Consider the following 16,737-nt stretch of genomic DNA (forward strand, 5'->3'; position numbering starts at 1 on the left):
CGTTCCGCCGTTCCCCCACAAAACCAGCGAAGCAGCACGTCTCCGCCGGGTGAACGACCGGCCCGGACGACGACCGGTGTTCGCCCCGTCACCGACCACCGGACACCGGCGGCCGGCCGCACACGGCGAACGGCGGTGCCGCGCGCTTCGGGGAACCTCGGGAGCCTCGGGGAGCTTTACCACCTCTCAGGGCATCTCCTGGCCGACTTCCGGTTCTCTTCCGGGAGTTGACGCGATCGCCGTACCGCGGAAGCGGCCGCGGAGCCATCATGGGCCCACGGGGCCGGTGAGCCGGCGGGTGCGGAAACGCCGACGGCGGACAGGGGGACGCGCGAGCATGGTGAGCGACGAGCCGGACGGGGGCGTCCGGGGACTGCGGCTCTGGGCCGCCGACGCGACCGAGCGTGCGGCCCGGGTGATCTCCCGGGCGGACGAGGGGACCCTGTCCCCCGGGGACTTCGACGGCCCGGTGGCCGAACTCTCGGGCCTACGGGGCCTCCTGGAGCACGATCACGCGCTGCTGGGCGTGGTCACCGTGCGTCTGGGCGCCCTGCTCGCCGTCCGGTACGCCACCGGGAACGGCACCCAGGAGGACCGCGAGCGCGCGCAGCGCCTGCTGAACGAGGCGCGGGACCCCGCGACACCGTCCGGCGAGGCGGTGACGGAGCAGGACAGGCAGTGGGCGGCGATGTTCCTGCTGATGGTGACGGACGTGTCGGTACCGGTCGGCACGCCGGGGACGGCCCCGGACTTCTGGTCCGTCTTCGACCAGACGCTGAAGGCGGGCTCGGGCGCGGTGGAAGAAGAGGTGGCGGAGTTGGCCGCGCTGACCGAGGAGGCCGCTCGGCTGCCGGTGCCGCCGGAGGTCCGGGAGAAGCTCGGGCAGGCCCAGGAACTGCTGTCGTACATGGCGCGCTCCGGCCTCTCCGAGCCGGAAAAGCTGCTGGGCATGCTGCCCGCGGACCTTCCCTTCGCCGAGCAGTTGCGGGTGCTCCTGGGCCTGGTGAAGGACCTGCCCGAAACCCCCGAAACCCCCGGGACCTCGTCGGCGACCGCCGACGGCGGCACCCCGGCCCCGGACCCCGCCGCCCCGGACCCGGAGGCCGACACCACCGTCACCGGTTCCTGGCTGGCCGCGCTGCTCGGCCCCATGGACGCCCTGCGCACGGGCGACCCGGAGCAGATCAGCCGACTGCTCCAGCGGCTGGGCGCGGACCTGGACCGGCTGCCGGACGGTCACGGCCGGGCCCCCGAGATCGAGACCCTGATGCGCCTGGTGCTGCAGGCGGGCCGGCCGCTGGGCGGCAGTCACCAGGACACGGACGCCGCCCGCGACCACGCGAGGCAGGTCACCGAGTACTTCGAACAGCAGGCGGCCGCCGACCCGGCCGCCGCCAGGCTCCTCATCGGCGACCAGGCGTTGAACCTGCTCCTCCGGGTGCGCGAGGCGGAGGAGGCGGAATCCGTGGGGGACCTCGCGGCGCTGGTGGACGAACTGGAGTCGCTCGAGCGGTCCGTGCCGGCCGGCCACCCGTTCCACCCGGTGGTGCGGCTCGCGCTCGGCAGCGCGCTGACCGGCCTCGGCACGCACACCCGGGACACCGGGGCGCTCCTGCGCGGCATCGCCCACCAGGAGGAGACCCTGGCCTCCATGTCCCCCGCCTCCCACGGCCTGCCCGACCCGCTGGTCAAGGCCTTCAGGGACACGCTGCTCACCGCCCGGGCCGTCGCGGGCGACGCACCGGACCTCATGCCCGAGCTCGCCCCTCTCCCCGCGGACGCCTCCGTGGACACCCGCTACCTCTCCGCCCTGGCGGCGACGTTGCGGCACTCCGTGACCGGGGATCCGGCCGACCTGGACGCCGCCATCGGCGAACTGGAGCGGGTCCGCGACCGCGTCCGGCAGGGCAGGCACCCGCACATCGCCGCCCCCGCGCTCTGGCAGCTCGCGGAGAACCACCGCCTCCGCCTGGCCCGCACCCAGGACCCGGCGGACCGGGACGCCGCCACGGACGCGGCGCTGGAGGCACTCCAGGCGCTCGCCGGTGACGTCGTCCTGCAGTCCGGCCCCGACCACGGTCTGCTGGCCGCCCGGTCCGGGGCCGACCGCGGCATACGGGCCGCCGTCTGGGCCGCCTCCCAGGGCCGGGTCGAGGAGGCCGTGGCCGCGCTGGAACTGGGCCGGGCGCTGGTACTGCAGGCGGCGTCCACCTCGCGTGCCGTCCCCGACCTGCTGGAGTCCCGGGGCCACCACGAACTCGCCCGGGAGTGGCGGGCGGCGGGCACCGCCGACGGCGGGGAGCCCGGCGTGCTCCCCCGTGAACTGCCCAGTTCCCTGCGGCGCCGCGCGCTGGTGGCGCTCGGCCACCGGGAGCCGGACGGCGTGCTGTTCCGGACGCCCACGGTCGAGGAGCTGAAGGCCGGGGTCGCGGAGGGCGAGGCGGACGCGCTGGTCTACCTGCTGGCCGGTGGGGGCACCACGCCGGGCATGGCGATCGTGGTGGGCCCGGACACCGGCACCGGCGTGCGGGCGCTGCCGATGCTCTCCGGTGAGCACAGCGGCCCCCTGGAGGGCTACCTCGACGCGGCGGCCCGGCACCAGTCGCGGCCCCACGACGCGTCCGCCGAACAGGAGTGGGAGGAGGCGCTCTCCGAGCTGTGCGACTGGGCGACCGGAGCGGTGATCGTGCCCGTCATGAGCGGCATCGCGGAGCGGCTCGCCGCCGACGAGAACCGGCGCAGGAACCGGCCGGGTCCGCCGAGGATCGTGCTGGTGCCGTGCGGGCGCCTCGGCATCGTCCCGTGGCACGCGGCGCGGCTGCCCGCCGGGGCACCGCACACGTACGCGTGCCAGGCCATGGTGTTCAGCTACGCGGCGTCCGGCCGGCAGTTCCTCGACACGGTCCACCGCGCCCGGCGCGCCCCGGCCGCCGATCCCGTCCTGGTGGCGGATCCCAGCATGAGCCTGCCGCACGCCGAGCTGGAGGTCGCGGCGCTCCACCGGTCCCTGTACCCGGGGGCGCGGCTGTACGGAGACCTCTACGACCTCCCCGTCGAACCGGAGGCCGCCGGTACCCCGGACGACCTCCTCGACGTGCTCGCCGGGACCCCGTCCGTGCTCCACGTGGCCTGCCACGGCTCGGCCGGGCCGAGCCCGACGGCGTCCGCGCTGCACCTGGCGCATCCCGAGGACCGCCCCGAACCGCCGCCGGACGAGGGCGGGCCGGACGCACGGCCGGACCCCGGCATGCTGACCGTGTCCCGGCTCCTCGGCCGCCGGACGGGTGAACAGGGCTCGTACGACGGCCCGTTGGTGGTGCTCAGTGCCTGCGAGACGGACCTGAGCACCCGCGACCACGACGAGGCGCTCACCCTGACGACCGCCTTCGTGGCGGGTGGCGCGCGCGACGTGGTGGGCTCCCGATGGGCCACCCGTGACTCCGCCTCGGCCCTGATGATGGCCGTGTTCCACCACTACGTGTCCGTCGAGGGTCTCAGTCCGGTGGACGCGCTCAGGGCGGCGCAGATGTGGATGCTCGATCCGCACCGCGAGGATCCGGGATCGCTCGGCGACGACCTGCTCGGCGAGCTGCGCGGGGGTCCACGGCTGGACCGCCCGGCCGCCTGGGCCCCCTTCATCCACCAGGGTCACCCCGGCCCCGCCGCGACGGGCGCCGCCTCGGACAGCGGCTGAGGGCCGACGGGGCGGACCGTCGGCCCTCCACCGCGGCCACCGCGGCCACCACGCACACTGCGGCCACCACGCACGCCGCGCCCACCGCGCCCATGCCTGCTCGCCGGGCGTCGGGACCGCACGCGGCGCGGTCCCGAGTGCGGGCGACGGTCCGCGGGTGCCGCCGCCCGTGCGGATCGTCGCGGGAAACCCAATACACCGCGCATCCGCTCTCGACGAGAATTCTCACGCCCGCCGGAAATGATGGATTCCCGAAAAAGGGAGACCTTTCAATTTCCGGACGGGGGATTCTAGTGGCACCCTGTCGAGAACCGCTCAAGACTTGTTTCACGATCCCCTGAAGGTCGGATCAGGAAGCCACGAGCGAAGGAGTTGCCTCGATAAAACAGGCCCTCACCTGGAGTTTCTCTGCGAGGCCGGCGCGCCGTAGCCGCATTTTTGGCCATGAATCGTGGAGCGTCTTGCCTGAGCCGAAACGCCGGGCCTAATGTCGAACACGTCGGCGGAACGAATAGCGGCCCAGGCTGGGAATGGGCTCTCTTTTCTCTCCGTCGACACGTCGGAAAACCGCTGACCAAGTAACAGGAGGTGACAGAAATGGAGCTCGACATCGAGATCGTCGAGGACGGCCAGGTGCTGCTGCACCACCCGTCCACCTGATCGTCCCGCGCGGACGAACGGTAAGTCCGGCTGTGATGCCCAGGCGTCACAGCCGGACCACATCTGGAGCGCGGTCGCCGGCGCGGTCGCCGAGAGGGAGACGTGAATGAAGGTCCGCCGTCCCGAACACCTGGTTCTGCGATGGCTTCCCGAGGGACTGGAGGTCGGCGTCCCGGGGCGGGCGCAGTGGATCAGGCTCTCGGACGATCTGCGCAAGGTGCTGGACCGGGCCGGGGACGGAATCGACCTGGACGAGCTGGCGGGCGCGTTCGGCTCACAGCACGAGGCCCAGGTGCGCCAGGCGGTGACCGGTCTGCTCCGGCTCGGGGTGCTCACCGCCGTGGACGACAACCGCCGGGTTCCGGCCCTGTGGCAGCACTGGGGCGGCCTGACGCAGCGCTTCCACGTCGAGGCGCGGGACGTCGACTATCTCGTGGACTCGCCCCGGCGGGCCGACGAGGCGGAGGCGATCCTCGCCGGGGGCGACGCCCCCGCGGCGTTCAAGGAGTACGCGGACAGCCCCGTCGTGCTGTTGCCGCGCAGGCCCCTGCCCCTGACCGCGCCGGTGGACGACGTCTTCGCCGGGCGGCGCACCCACCGCCGGTTCGCGGACGCCCCCGTCTCCCTCGACCAGCTCGCGACACTGCTCTTCCACAGCTTCGCGCCGCACCGGTTCATCGACGGCGGGGACTTCGGGGTGCAGCAGTGCCGGGTGAGCGCTTCGGCCGGCGGCCGCCACGAAGTCGAGGCGTACGTCGTCGTCCACAACGTCACCGGCGTCCCGCCCGGCCTGTACCACTACTCGGTGGTGCGCCACGCGCTGGAACTCCTGGACGCCCGGGCCGACCGGGCGCGGCTGGCCGACCTGACATATCACCAGGAAGCCTCCTACCAGGGTGCGTTCACCATTCTCACCACGGCCGTCGCCAACCGTCTGGCCTGGAAGTACCGTCACCCGCGCGCCTATCGCCTGTGGATGTACGACGCCGGGCACTACGCCCAGACCTTCGCGCTGGCCGCCACGGCTCTGGGCCTCGGCCCCTTCCAGACCGTCGCCTTCGCCGACAGCCAGGTGGAGCGGTTCCTGGGTGTCGACCCCGACGACGAGTTCGCCGTCTATCTGTTGGCCGCGGGGGTTCCGGAGGCGCCCGCCTCGCTGCTCCCGGCCGACTTCGCCTTCCCGAGCCCGGGAGCGGTGCGATGACACGGCGGTTCACCGTGGTCCGCCCCCTGCACCGGGCCATCTGCCGCAGGAGTGGGTCATGAGTCTGAAGCGCTGTGTCGCACTGCCGCCGGACGAGTTCCGCGCGTCGGTGTTCGGTCACCGACATGTGCACACCCGAGCCGCCGATCTGCCGGACGACTTCACCGACCTGTTCTCCCCCCACGTCCTGGAGGAGCTGCTCTCGGGCGGGCTGCGCACCTCTTCGCTCCGACTGGTGCGTGACGGCGTGGAAGGCGACGTGACCCGGGGCTGCGTCGCCGAATCGGGTGACGCTCCCGGCACCCCGCCGTTCCCCGACACCGACGGCATTCGTCACGCGCTCGCCTCGGGACAGACCCTGATCGTGCGCTCCCTGCACCGCTTCCACCCCCCGATACGGCGCTTCGCACATGAACTGGCGGCCGAGATCGGTCACCCCGTCAAGGTCAACGCGTTCGTCACACCGCCCGGCTCCCAAGGGGTGGATCTGCACTTCGACGTCCAGGACGTGCTGGTGCTGCAGATAGCGGGCGACAAGCGGTGGCTGTTGCGTACGCCGCCGCTGCCCGACCCCCTGCCGGCCCACGCCTGGTTCGACGTTCCGGCGCGGCGGCGTGAGGAGATGCGCGCGGCCAGCCGGCCGCTCGCGGATCTGGTGCTGCGGGCCGGCGACAGCCTGTACCTGCCGCGGGGGACGATGCACTCGCCGATGGCGCGGGACACGCTGTCCATCCATCTCACCGTCGCCGTCTCGACGATCACCCGGCACGATCTGCTCGGCGAGCTCGTGCGCAAGGCGGTCGACGACGACTGGATGCGCGTCGGCGTCGACACCGACGGACTCGTCGCCGACCCCGGACTCGCGCGGAACCTGCTCAGGGAAGCCGGCGAACGGCTCGCGGCGCTGGCCGCCGACGCGGCTCCGGAAGACGTGCTGTGGGCGCTGCGGAAAGCGGCGTTCCGGGAACAGACGCCGGAACCCGTGCCGTTTCTGCCCCTGCCGGAGGGCGTACGGCCTCAGGGTGTCCACCGGCTGCGGGCGGGCGTGTACTTTCACACGGCTTCCGTGAAGGATGGAGTTCAGCTGTCGGTGGGGAACCGCCGGGTGCGGCTGCCCGCGTCGGTGTCGCCCTTCCTGGCGGCGTTGCACCGTGATCAGGTCGCGGACATGGCGGGGCTCACCGCGGCCCTGGGCGAGGACGACGCGCGAAAGGTGGCCGCGGCGCTGGTCGACATCGGTCTGCTGCTGCCTCCCTCCGCCGCGCCCTGGCACGCCACCACAGCGCAGGAGGCGGTGCGGCCGGAGGGCGCACCGGGAAGAGAAAGCGATCCGGACGACTCATGACGGAAGACACCACCGCGGCCGGCCGCGTCGACGAGGACACGGCGGGCGGCGGGAAGTTACGGGACCACCCGCAGTTCCTGCGGCTGTGGGCGGGACAGGCCAGCGGGGCCGTCGGCGACCAGGTGTTCCCGGTGGCCCTCAGCCTGTACGTCCTGCACGAGGGGGGCGGTGCGGCGCAGGTCGGCCTGGTGCTGGCCGGCCGGGGCGTGGCCCTGGTGGTGTGCCTGCTGGCCGGCGGTGTGATCGCGGACCGGCTGCGCCGCACCCGCATCCTGATCGCGGCCGACGGCTTCCGCTCGGTCGTCCTGCTCGTCACCGCGGTCCTCCTCACCTGGCTGCCCCTGGGCGTCCTGCCCCTGATCACCGCCGTGGTCGGCGCCGGCGAGGCCCTCTCCCGGCCGGCGTCGCGCTCGCTGCTGCCGAACCTGCTGCCCGACAGCCTCCTGGAACGTGGCAACGCCCTGGTCTCCGCGGCGCAGCGGGGCGCCGCCGTCGGCGGTGCGCTGGTCGGGGTGACCGCGGTGACCCTGATCGGGGTGCGGCCCGCGTTGCTGGTGACCAGCGCCGTGTTCGCGCTGGCCGCGTTCTGTGTCCTGCGGGTGTCGGACTCCAGGCCCTCGGCGGCCGCCCGTGCGTCCGTACTCGGTGAGGTGGCCGCCGGGCTCCGGGCCATCCGCCGGCGTCCCTGGGTGATGGCCGTCATGGGCACGGTGTGCCTGCACCTGTTCGCCGGCTCGGCGACCGCGCTCACGCTCCTGCCGATCGTGGCACGGCGCGACTTCGGCGGCGATGTGGCGTACGGCGTCGTGCTGGCCGCCATGGGGGCCGGCGCGCTCCCGGCGATCGCGCTGGCGGGGCGCTGGCAGCCCAGGGCCCGGGGAGCCGTGTCGATGCTCGCGCTGACCGGGTACGCGCTGGTGCCGCTGAGTCTGGCCGCGCCGTTCCCGCTGCCCGCGGTGCTGCTCTGCTTCGCGCTGGGCGGCTTCGTGGTCGAGCTCTACTTCGTGTACTGGATCTCCGCGTTGCAACGCGCCTTCCCCGACGCGCTGCTGGGCAAGGTCTTCGCCCTGGACCAGCTCGGCGCGTACGCGCTCCTGCCGGTCGGGTTCGCGCTCGTCGGCCCCATGGTCTCCTGGCTGGGCATGACCGGCACCCTCGTCGCCGGAGGCGCCGTGGTCGCCGCGTCGAGCCTCCTGTGCCTGGCCGTGCCCGGCGTGGCGCGCTTCGAGGACCGCGCCGGCTCCTAGTACTCCAGCCGGACTTCTGTATTTGTCCTGGTCAACGGTCTGGCGGTGGGAAGTGTAGCGGGGGTTCGGCAGGTGCGGGACGGTCTTGGGCCGGCTGTCCCGCCAACGGGTGCCCGCGCCGCATGTAATCACAACGCGATGAGCAGTTCGTTGTCGTGATCCACGACGTACCGACGAATGCCTGGGACCTGGAACTCGAAGAACTCTTCTTACGGACCGGAGCCCGCTTCACGCGGGTGGAGCCACGTCGGCGGATGCGGGACTACGTCCGTGGGCTGCTCGGCCCGGTCGGCCGAAAGAACAGTCCCCCAGAGGGGGTACCCCCAGGCAGCTCGCCGAGTATGCCGGCCACGACACCCCGCACGGTCTGCAGCACCTGCTCTCCCACAGCCGCTGGGACACCGACGGCCTGCGCGACGACCTGCAGGCCTACGTGGCCGAACAACTCGGCCATCCAAAGGGTGTGTTGATCCTCGACGACACCGGCTTCGTGAAGAAGGGCACCACTTCCGCCGGAGTGCAGCGTCAATACTCCGGCACGGCCGGCCGCACCGAGAATTGCCAGATCGGCGTCTTCGCCGCCTACGCCACCATCCGCGGCCACGCTCTGGTCGACCGCGAGCTCTACCTGCCCCGGTCCTGGACGGAGGACCGGGAACGCTGCCGAGCAGCCCGCATCCCCGACGAGCGCACCTTCGCCACCAAGGGCGACCTCGCCCGCGACATGATTCGTCGCGCCCTGGACTCCCCACTGCCCATCGCCTGGGTCACCGCGGATTCCGCCTACGGACAGGACTCCCGCTTCCGGCGTTTCCTGGAAGACACACAGCTCGCTCACGTCGTCGCCGTGCCCAAGTCGCAGCAGGTGAACGGCCCGCGCATCGACCATCTCATCGCTCAGGCCCCGCCCGAGGCCTGGCAACGTCTGTCGGCGGGCCGGGGGCCAAGGGCGAACGGTTCTACGACTGGGCCGCCGCCCGCCTGCCCGCAGCGACCGAATCCGATGGTGACGAGCCGACCAGGCAGCGGTGGATGCCGGCCCGCCGCAGCATCGGCAAGCCCGACGAGATCGCCTACTACCTCGCCTGCACCCCGCTGGAAGCCACCGTCACCGACCTGGTCCGCGTTGCCGGAAGCCGTTGGAAGATCGAGGAGTGCTTCCAGAGCGCGAAGAACGAGTGCGGCCTGGACCAGTACGAGGTCCGTCGCTACGTGGGCTGGTACCGGCACATCACGCTCGCCATGCTCGCCCCCGCCTTCCTCGCCGTGATGGCCGTGCAGGAGCGCGAAAAGGGGGCCACGAGGCCGACACACCCGACCTCGTGGCTCTCACACCAGCCGAAATCCGTCGTCTGCCGGCAGTTGAACCCTGCCGCCGTCCTGCACGCCGCGACCACGCGGTGAACTGGTCCCGGTGGCGACGCCGTCACCAAGCCCGTGCCCGGCGCTGTCATTACATGCGGCGCGGGCACCCGTTGGCGGGACAGCCGGCCCAAGACCGTCCCGCACCTGCCGAACCCCCGCTACACTTCCCACCGCCAGACCGTTGACCAGGACAAATACAGAAGTCCGGCTGGAGTACTAGGAGGTGTCCGGGCGGGAGGGGTGCCTGTCCGGAGAGCCGCGGTGCCCTGTGCGCCCGGGCCCACCACGGTGGGCCCGGGCGCACAGGGCTTCGTTCACACCGCTGCCGCCAGGTAGCGCAGCGACGCCAGTTCCGGACGGGCGACGGCCCGGTCGGGGACCCGGCTCCTGGCCGCCACCACCTCGCGCAGCAGCGCCTCCCTCTGGTGCAGGGCGCCCGGCCGGCCGGTGAGCACCCGCTGCCACGAGGTGGAGGTGGACCCGCGCGGGGTGCCGTCCTCGTCGTGGAGGTGGACGCGGCAGTCCAGCACGATGCCTCCGTCCGGCTCGGGCAGCAGCCTGGACAGGCCGATGCGGACGGACGACTCGGGGAAGTCCACCACCACGGTGTCCTGGTCGCACAGGACGTGGCGGGCCTCGGCCAGCCGCTGATCCCCGATGATCATGACGAATCGGAGGGCGAGACCGCGTCGTTCGAGCGCCGTCCGTCGCCGCCGCGCCGGCCGGGGGCCCGCCGGATACGGGGAAGCGTGTGTGCTGAGCATGAGGCACTCTCCCTATGCCTTCCGTGCGGTCCGGGGCGGACCCGGCCGGGGCGAGGGGGTGCGCCCCGGCCGGGTGGACTCACTTCTCCAGGCAGAACTCGTCGATCGGGTAGCCGACGTGACGGTCTTCCACCGGCAGGTAGCCGAGCACCTTGTCGCCGGGCTTGAGTTCGGTGCTGTTGAGCACCGAACCTCCCGGCCCGAGGACCCGGACGTGCCAGTCGTCCTGGAGGATCAGGTTGGCGGTGCGCCCGTCGGGCCCGATGGCGTCGATGGACAGCAGCGGGCGGGACTCGATCTTGACGCGGCCCACGGTCACCAGCCGGGTCCGGCCGTGGATGTCCACCGCGGTGACCTTGCTGCCCGACTTCAGCTCGCTCAGGTAACTGGTGCGCCGGTCCTTGGCGAGCGTGTACGAGTGGATCGCCCCGGCGTTGACGCGGAACGGCCGGGTGGGCATGTACGGCAGGGGGTGGGTCTCGCTGACGCAGAGGATCATGCCCTTGGAGTGCGAGCCGACGAGGATGCCCTCGTCCTCGCGGAAATACGTGGCGGTGTCCACGCAGGCCCGCTCGCCCATGCCCACGTGGGCCGTCGCCGTGATCTCGAGCTCGACGAGGGTCAGATCGGGTATGTCGACCTCGGCCGCCTGCCTCAGCGCCGTGGCGTCGCCCACCCGGGCCGGGGCCATGAGCACCCCGTCCGAGCCCAGCTCCAGCACACCGAAGATGATCTCGGCTTCCTCGACGTCCTGCGCGACCGTGATCAGGCTGCCCTTCGCCCCGGCCGCCGCGGCGATCACGATCTCCAGCGGGATCTTCGTGGGATCGCGGAAGAACAGCAGGCTCCACTTGTCCGTGCGGCCGGACCGGCAGGCGTCCTCCAGGGTCTCGGCGTCCTTGATCTCCACGTACCGCCCGAACTCGACGTCCGGGTGACGTCCGGCCAGCTCGGCGGGGTCCCCGTGCTTGGCCGGATCGACGACGACCACGTCCGCGGCACCGAAGTCCTCCGGCAGCGGCCGGTCCTGGGGGAACAGGATCTTCTTCACGGTCGGCGGCAGATGCTCCAGGTCCTCGGGGGCCGCGGCGAGGATGCCGTCGACGCGCGCGTGAATCGCTTCTTGGAGGATGGCGTCCTTCGCGGAGCCGACGTTGCGGATGTCGATCCAGCTGAGCTTCACATCACACCTGCCATGTGTCGGGAAGGGAGGGAATCGGGGGTTCCGGCCGGGCCGTGCACGATGTCGGCGAGTTCGCGGACCACACGACCCGGAGTGCGGGAGGAGAAGACGCGCCGCCCCACGGCGAGGCCGCGGCAACCGGCGGCCAACGCGGTGCGGGCGAATTCGGCCAGGCTCTGCCCGTCGGCGGCGCCACCCGCCACCAGGATCGGCACGGGTGAGGCGGCGACGGCCTCGGCCATGCGTTCCGCCGGTCCCGCGAAGACCGTCTTGACCACGTCGGCGCCGAGGTCGGCGGCGATGTTGGCCACGTGTGCCACCTGCTCGGGGGAGGCGGGTCCGGTCAGTCTCGGGCCGCGCGGGTAGACCATGGCGAGCAGGGGCACGCTCCACCGGTCGCACGCCGCCGCGACCGTGCCCAGGTCCGCGAGTTGCACGGACTCCGTGTCGGCTCCGATGTTCACGTGGACGCTGACCGCGTCCGCTCCCAGCCGGACCGCCTCCTCGACGTCCCCGACCAGGACCTTGGCGTTGCTGTCGGGGCCGAGCGCGGTACTGGCGCTGAGGTGGACGACCAGCGAGCAGGTGGTGAACATCTCGGGATCGATCAGCCGGGCCCGGCCCTTGTGCACGACGATGCCGTCCGCTCCGCCGTCCACGATCTCGCGTATCAGACCGCCGAAGCCCGCGGCCGTGACGACGGGGCCGTCGGACACCGAGTGGTCCAGGGGGACGAGAAGAAGTCGTCCGTCGTCATGACCGGACAGCCTGGCCAGACGTAATGCTCTACCGGTTAATGGTGCGCGCGCCATCGGGTGCTCCTTCTGCCGGCTGGTTTGGAACAGGCGGAGGTTGGTTTCGGCGGGGCGCTTGCAGCGTCACAGAGGGCGTTCAAGAAACAGTTGAAGGAATCGTTGAATTACAGCTCGGGATTCCGAGGCGGACGCTTCGCACCGTTCGAACCGCAGGTCACACGGCTGTCTGTGCAACCGAGGAAGTTCCTCGGTTGCACAGGCGAGAAGCAGCTTGCGCAAAAGCTTCATATGTTTACAGCCAGGTCGGCCGAAATCGATCCGGGTAAGCGGAAGGGGGCTGTTACCTTTGGATCGCTCAGTCAATTCATGTGGCCGAATTACTGGCAACAGGTGACCGGATTCGAGTGATGGGGGACAGATGCACCAAACGAACTATGCGGCCGACCTCTGCCTCGATTTTCACATCGCACGCGAGGCCCCCCGGGCAGAGAGCGCTCCACCCCGTGTGCAGGCCAGGGTTCTGGGTGCCCTGCACATCGGTGTCGAGGGGGCGGTCGAAGCCGTCGCGGTCGCACCGAAGATACGAACGGTCCTGGCCATGTTGCTGGTCCATACCGACCAGGTGGTCCCGGTCCAGGGCCTGGTGCGGGAGCTGTGGCAGGAGAACCCGCCCGTGACGGGTCTGCGCACCCTGCAGACGTACATCCTGAACTGCCGAAAACTGCTGGCCCGGGTCATCGGGCACTCCGCCACCCGGATCTCCCAGGAGGTACTGGTGACCGGATCCGGTGGTTACTGCCTGAAAGGCGACCAACTCCAGCTTGACTGGCTGGAGTTCCAGCGGCTGACGATGCTCGGCCGTAGAGCGCTGGGCGAGGGGAAGACACTCGAGGGCATCGGACTGCTGGACGCCGCCCTGGAATTGTGGCGGGGAGACGCGCTGGCGGACGCGCCGGCCGGTCGCGTACTCGACTCCAAGCGGAGGCTGTTCGAGGAATCCAGACTCGACGCCATAGCGATACGGGCCGAGGCCCAGATCAAGGCCGGTCTGCACCAGCGGGCCATCACCCAGCTCGCCGCCGTCACCCGGGAGCACCCGCTCCACGAGGCCCTGCACCACCAGTACGTACGGGCGCTCGCGCTCGGTGGCCGGCGGGCCGAGGCCCTGGAGGTCCTGCGCGGTCTGCGGGTGCGCCTCGTGGAGGAGATCGGAATCGAACCCGGAGCCCCGCTCCAGGACCTTCAACTGGCCATCCTGAACTCGGACGCCCTCGTCGTCTGAGACCGGCTCCGCCCGCGGGGCCCTCGGGAGCACCGAGCACCCGCACCGGTGAACCGGCGCACCGGCGGCGGTTTGCGGCCCCGGGAACGGTCGTTCCCGGGGCCGCAAACCGCCGTCGGCCGTCCGACGGGTCCTATACGGCGGGGGTGGCGCTCCACGGAGGCGCCTGGGGGGACGACGGGGCGGGCGCGGACTCCTTGACCAGGGTGGCCAGCTCCTGCCAGACCTCCGCGCAGGCCGTGGCCATCGCGGAGATCGACTCCGCGCAGTGCGCCGGCACCGCCGCGGCGATGTGCCGGTGGTCCGCGGCCATGTGGACCTCCATCATCCGCAGCAGCAGACGCCCGGTCTCGGTCATCCGCAGGGACGGATCCCGGCACAGGCTGCGGAACATCGCCTCACGGGCCTCGGCCGACAGGGACGCCGTGTCCCGGTGGACGACCAGGCGCGGCGGGGCGGGCCGCGACGCGGGCACGGCCGTGGGAGTGGCCTGCGCCGGCTGCGGTCTGGACGGCACGGGGTCCTCTCCGCGCCGCAGTCTGTCGCGCACGTCACGGACCGTTCCCGGCGCGATGCCGGCCCTCCTGGCGATGCTGCGCAGTGACGCGGACGGATCCTCGGCGATGAGCCGGGCCGCGATCCTGCGTCCCTCGGCGCTGCTGAGCGGACGGACCCGGCCGTCCTTGCCGATGCGGCCCGTCCGACCCGCGTCACCCTGGACCTTGAGGCGTTGGGCGGCGACCGTCTTGGCCGACAGACCGGTGATGGAGGCGATGGCGCGGTCGGACCACTCCGGGTGCGTGCGGAGGATGCGGATCGCGGCAGTGGCGCGCTCGGCCGCGGACAGTGGCAGCCCGTGTCTGACGTTGGCCTCGACCGCGAGGATGAACGCGTCCTCCGTCGGCCCGTCGAAGAACCGCACCTGGATCTCGTGCCTGCCGCGCCACCGGGCGGCCAGCAGTCGGTGCGCGCCGTCGATGACCCGCATGGACGGACGGTGCACGGTGATCGGCGGCAGCGGCGCCTCCGATTCGGCGAGCAGACGGACGTGTTCGTGGTCCTCGCCCCCGCAGCGAGGGGAGTCGGCCAGCAGCAGGCGGGCGATCGGTACTACTTCCACGGCGGACAGTTCGGAGCCGAACACGGGCACGAGGCACTCGTCGGGGCTCATTGCTCGGTGTACCTCCGGGAACATGCGGTAAGGGGGCGGCGCGGGCGGGAGGAGGGACGGGCTATCCCGTCCCGGCCAGCCACTGCCGTACCGACCCCATGGCCGCTCCCGAGCTGTCGGCCTCGATGTCCCGGGCGAGGTCGGCGATCGTGACGCCCTCGAGCGCCGCCCGCCACGCGGAGTCGGCGGCGGCCATGGCCCGCGACACGGCACAGGGCGTGCGGCACTTCTCGGGCTCCAGGGCGAGCGGGCCCTGTCTGCGGATCTCCGTGCAGCGGAACGCCGGTTCGGGGCCGTCGATCGCCAGGACGACGTCCAGGACGGTGATCCGGTCCGGGGACCGGGTGAGCACGTACCCCCCGGCCGGCCCCGGCGTGGAGCGCAGGATGCCGCTCTGGGAGAGCGACTGCAGGTGTTTGGCGAGGTAGGCCGGCGGGATGCCGTGCAGCTTCGCGATCCGCCCGGCCGGCACGGGGGCCTGGCTCTGAGTGAGCGAGACACAGCAGTGCAGCGCCCACTCGACTCCATTGGACAGCTTCATGACGCCAGACTAGCAGTCTCGGATGTTGACTGTCCGAGATCCTGGTATAAACAAGGACGGCACATATCCGAGATAGACGAAGGTGCAGGTCATGAGCGAGACTGAAGATCGTTTATCCTCCGCGTCACCCGCCGCCGCGGCACCGGGTCACCGATCGGAAGGCGCCGCCGCGGCCTCCGGCCAGGAGCGCGCCGCCCTCGGGTTCGCCGCCGTGGCCCTGTTCGTGGCGGCGGCCAACCTCCGTCCCGCGATCGCCGCGGTCTCCCCCCTGGTGGACCGCATCCGCGCGGACCTCGACCTGTCGGCGACCGCGGTGTCCCTGCTGACGACCATCCCGACCCTGGCCATGGGCCTGTGCGCTCCGCTGGCCGCGTCGGTGGGCCGCCGGTGGGGACTGCAGCGAGGTGTGCTGATCGGCCTGGCCGTCGTCGCCGTGGCCACCGCGGCCCGGGGACTGGGCGGGACCACCTGGCTCCAGCTGTGCTGTGCCGCCGTCGTGGGCGCCGGCATCGCGATCACCCAGACGCTGCTGCCGGCCGTCGTGAAGACCCGCTTCGCCGACCGCGCCGGCCTGGTGACCGGGATCTACACGGCGGGGCTCGGACTGGGCGGCGCGGTGGCGGCCGGGGTCAGCGCCCCCCTGGCCGACGCGGTCGACTCCTGGCCCGTGGCCCTGGCGTCATGGGCTCTCCTCGCCGTCGCCGGCATCGTGCTCTGGTCGGCGGCGAAGGGGCAACTGCGCCTCTCCCACATCGACGGCCCCAAGGGCCCGGCCACCACCGGTCTGCCCTGGCGCTCCGGCCTGGCCTGGCGGATCACCGCGATCTCCGCCGGCAACTCCGCCCTGTACTACTGCGAGTTGGCGTGGATCGCGCCGTTGCTGCACGACGACGGCGGACTGAGCGAGGCCCGGGCCGGCTTCGTGCTGACGGTGATGATCTCCATCCAGGTCGTCGCGATGCTGGGCGTTCCCGCCCTGCTCGGCGAGCGCGACGACAAGCGCTTCGGACTGGCGGTGACGACGGCGCTGACCGCCGTGGGATTCCTGGGCTTCGCCTTCAGCCCGGGCACCGGCACCTGGCTCTGGGTCCTCGCCATGGGCATCGGACACGGCGGACTGTTCACGCTGGTGCTGACCCTGCCCGTCTCGGCGAGCCGGGACGCCGCCCAGGCCGGGCGGTTCGCCGCGATGGCGTTCTTCGTCGGGTACGCGTGTGCGGCCGTCGGACCGGTCATCGTGGGGGGTCTGCGCGACGCCACCGGTGACTACCGCCTCGGCTTCGGCCTTCTCACCGCCGTCACCCTGCTCATGCTCGCCCCCATCGCCCGGCTCTCACCGCGCCGGATCGAGGAGGACCAACGCGTGTAGGCGCTCCGCCGCGGGCCGGCGACGGACCGCGGCCCGGTGAGCCGCCCGCCACGGCGGGCCGCCGGACGGCCGAACGGACCGTCCGGACAACGGACCGGCAGGAGTCCACCCAATCCCCCGGGGTGGGCTCCTGCCTCTTTTCCCGCACGTGCCCATG

12 protein-coding genes and 1 pseudogene are annotated in these 16,737 nt (G+C 72.0%); 7 read left to right on the forward strand and 6 right to left on the reverse strand.

Annotated elements, in window-relative coordinates:
* The first annotated feature begins 337 nt into the window (after window positions 1–337).
* Entirely contained in the window at window positions 338–3,694 is a 3,357-nt protein-coding gene (locus tag ACH5AO_RS10600; protein WP_398923867.1) for a CHAT domain-containing protein, read from the forward strand.
* A gap of 393 nt (window positions 3,695–4,087) precedes the next feature.
* On the opposite strand, the gene ACH5AO_RS10605 is transcribed toward ACH5AO_RS10600, so the two are convergent.
* Window positions 4,088–4,339 carry a hypothetical protein gene (locus ACH5AO_RS10605; RefSeq protein WP_398923868.1) on the reverse strand — a complete coding sequence of 84 codons (252 nt, stop codon included), beginning with the start codon at window positions 4,337–4,339 and terminating at the stop codon, window positions 4,088–4,090.
* A 121-nt stretch (window positions 4,340–4,460) separates the two neighbouring features.
* Here ACH5AO_RS10605 and ACH5AO_RS10610 point away from each other — a divergent pair, with 121 nt between their 5' ends.
* The 4 genes and pseudogenes from ACH5AO_RS10610 (at window position 4,461) to ACH5AO_RS10625 (ending at window position 9,554) form a co-directional block, all read left to right on the forward strand.
* Complete coding sequence (locus ACH5AO_RS10610; RefSeq protein WP_398923869.1) at window positions 4,461–5,558, forward strand: SagB/ThcOx family dehydrogenase; 1,098 nt, start codon at window positions 4,461–4,463, stop codon at window positions 5,556–5,558.
* Window positions 5,559–5,616: 58 nt separating this feature from the next.
* Window positions 5,617–6,903 (forward strand): JmjC domain-containing protein, encoded by a 1,287-nt coding sequence (locus ACH5AO_RS10615; RefSeq protein WP_361738323.1) that lies wholly within the window; start codon window positions 5,617–5,619, stop codon window positions 6,901–6,903.
* A complete protein-coding gene (locus ACH5AO_RS10620) occupies window positions 6,900–8,150 on the forward strand; it encodes an MFS transporter (RefSeq protein WP_398923870.1) in 1,251 nt (416 codons plus the stop codon). Before ACH5AO_RS10615 ends, ACH5AO_RS10620 begins: the two co-directional genes overlap by 4 nt.
* Window positions 8,151–8,308: 158 nt before the next feature.
* Window positions 8,309–9,554: pseudogene (locus ACH5AO_RS10625) on the forward strand (IS701 family transposase).
* Window positions 9,555–9,829: 275 nt separating this feature from the next.
* Here the strand turns inward: ACH5AO_RS10625 and ACH5AO_RS10630 are convergent.
* The 3 genes from ACH5AO_RS10630 to ACH5AO_RS10640 form a co-directional block, all read right to left on the reverse strand.
* Window positions 9,830–10,279, reverse strand: coding sequence for a hypothetical protein (locus ACH5AO_RS10630; protein WP_361738329.1), 450 nt, complete (start codon window positions 10,277–10,279; stop codon window positions 9,830–9,832).
* Between the two features lie 79 nt (window positions 10,280–10,358).
* Complete coding sequence (locus ACH5AO_RS10635) at window positions 10,359–11,462, reverse strand: 3-dehydroquinate synthase II family protein (protein WP_398923871.1); 1,104 nt, start codon at window positions 11,460–11,462, stop codon at window positions 10,359–10,361.
* Window positions 11,459–12,274, reverse strand: coding sequence for a 2-amino-3,7-dideoxy-D-threo-hept-6-ulosonate synthase (locus ACH5AO_RS10640; RefSeq protein ID WP_398923872.1), 816 nt, complete (start codon window positions 12,272–12,274; stop codon window positions 11,459–11,461). Before ACH5AO_RS10640 ends, ACH5AO_RS10635 begins: the two co-directional genes overlap by 4 nt.
* A gap of 361 nt (window positions 12,275–12,635) precedes the next feature.
* Here ACH5AO_RS10640 and ACH5AO_RS10645 point away from each other — a divergent pair, with 361 nt between their 5' ends.
* Entirely contained in the window at window positions 12,636–13,499 is an 864-nt protein-coding gene (locus ACH5AO_RS10645) for a BTAD domain-containing putative transcriptional regulator (protein ID WP_398923873.1), read from the forward strand.
* A 133-nt stretch (window positions 13,500–13,632) separates the two neighbouring features.
* Here the strand turns inward: ACH5AO_RS10645 and ACH5AO_RS10650 are convergent, their stop codons facing one another.
* Together ACH5AO_RS10650 and ACH5AO_RS10655 are read right to left on the reverse strand one after the other, a co-directional pair.
* On the reverse strand, window positions 13,633–14,670 hold the full coding sequence (locus ACH5AO_RS10650; RefSeq protein ID WP_398923874.1) for a hypothetical protein: 1,038 nt from the start codon (window positions 14,668–14,670) through the stop codon (window positions 13,633–13,635).
* Between the two features lie 61 nt (window positions 14,671–14,731).
* Window positions 14,732–15,211, reverse strand: a complete 480-nt coding sequence (locus ACH5AO_RS10655; protein ID WP_398923875.1) for an RrF2 family transcriptional regulator — start codon at window positions 15,209–15,211, stop codon at window positions 14,732–14,734.
* Window positions 15,212–15,302: 91 nt separating this feature from the next.
* Here ACH5AO_RS10655 and ACH5AO_RS10660 point away from each other — a divergent pair, with 91 nt between their 5' ends.
* Window positions 15,303–16,580 (forward strand): CynX/NimT family MFS transporter, encoded by a 1,278-nt coding sequence (locus ACH5AO_RS10660; RefSeq protein WP_398923876.1) that lies wholly within the window; start codon window positions 15,303–15,305, stop codon window positions 16,578–16,580.
* The last annotated feature ends 157 nt before the right edge of the window (window positions 16,581–16,737 follow it).

The organism is Streptomyces sp. NPDC018964 (genome assembly GCF_044390325.1).
Lineage (GTDB): Bacteria > Actinomycetota > Actinomycetes > Streptomycetales > Streptomycetaceae > Streptomyces.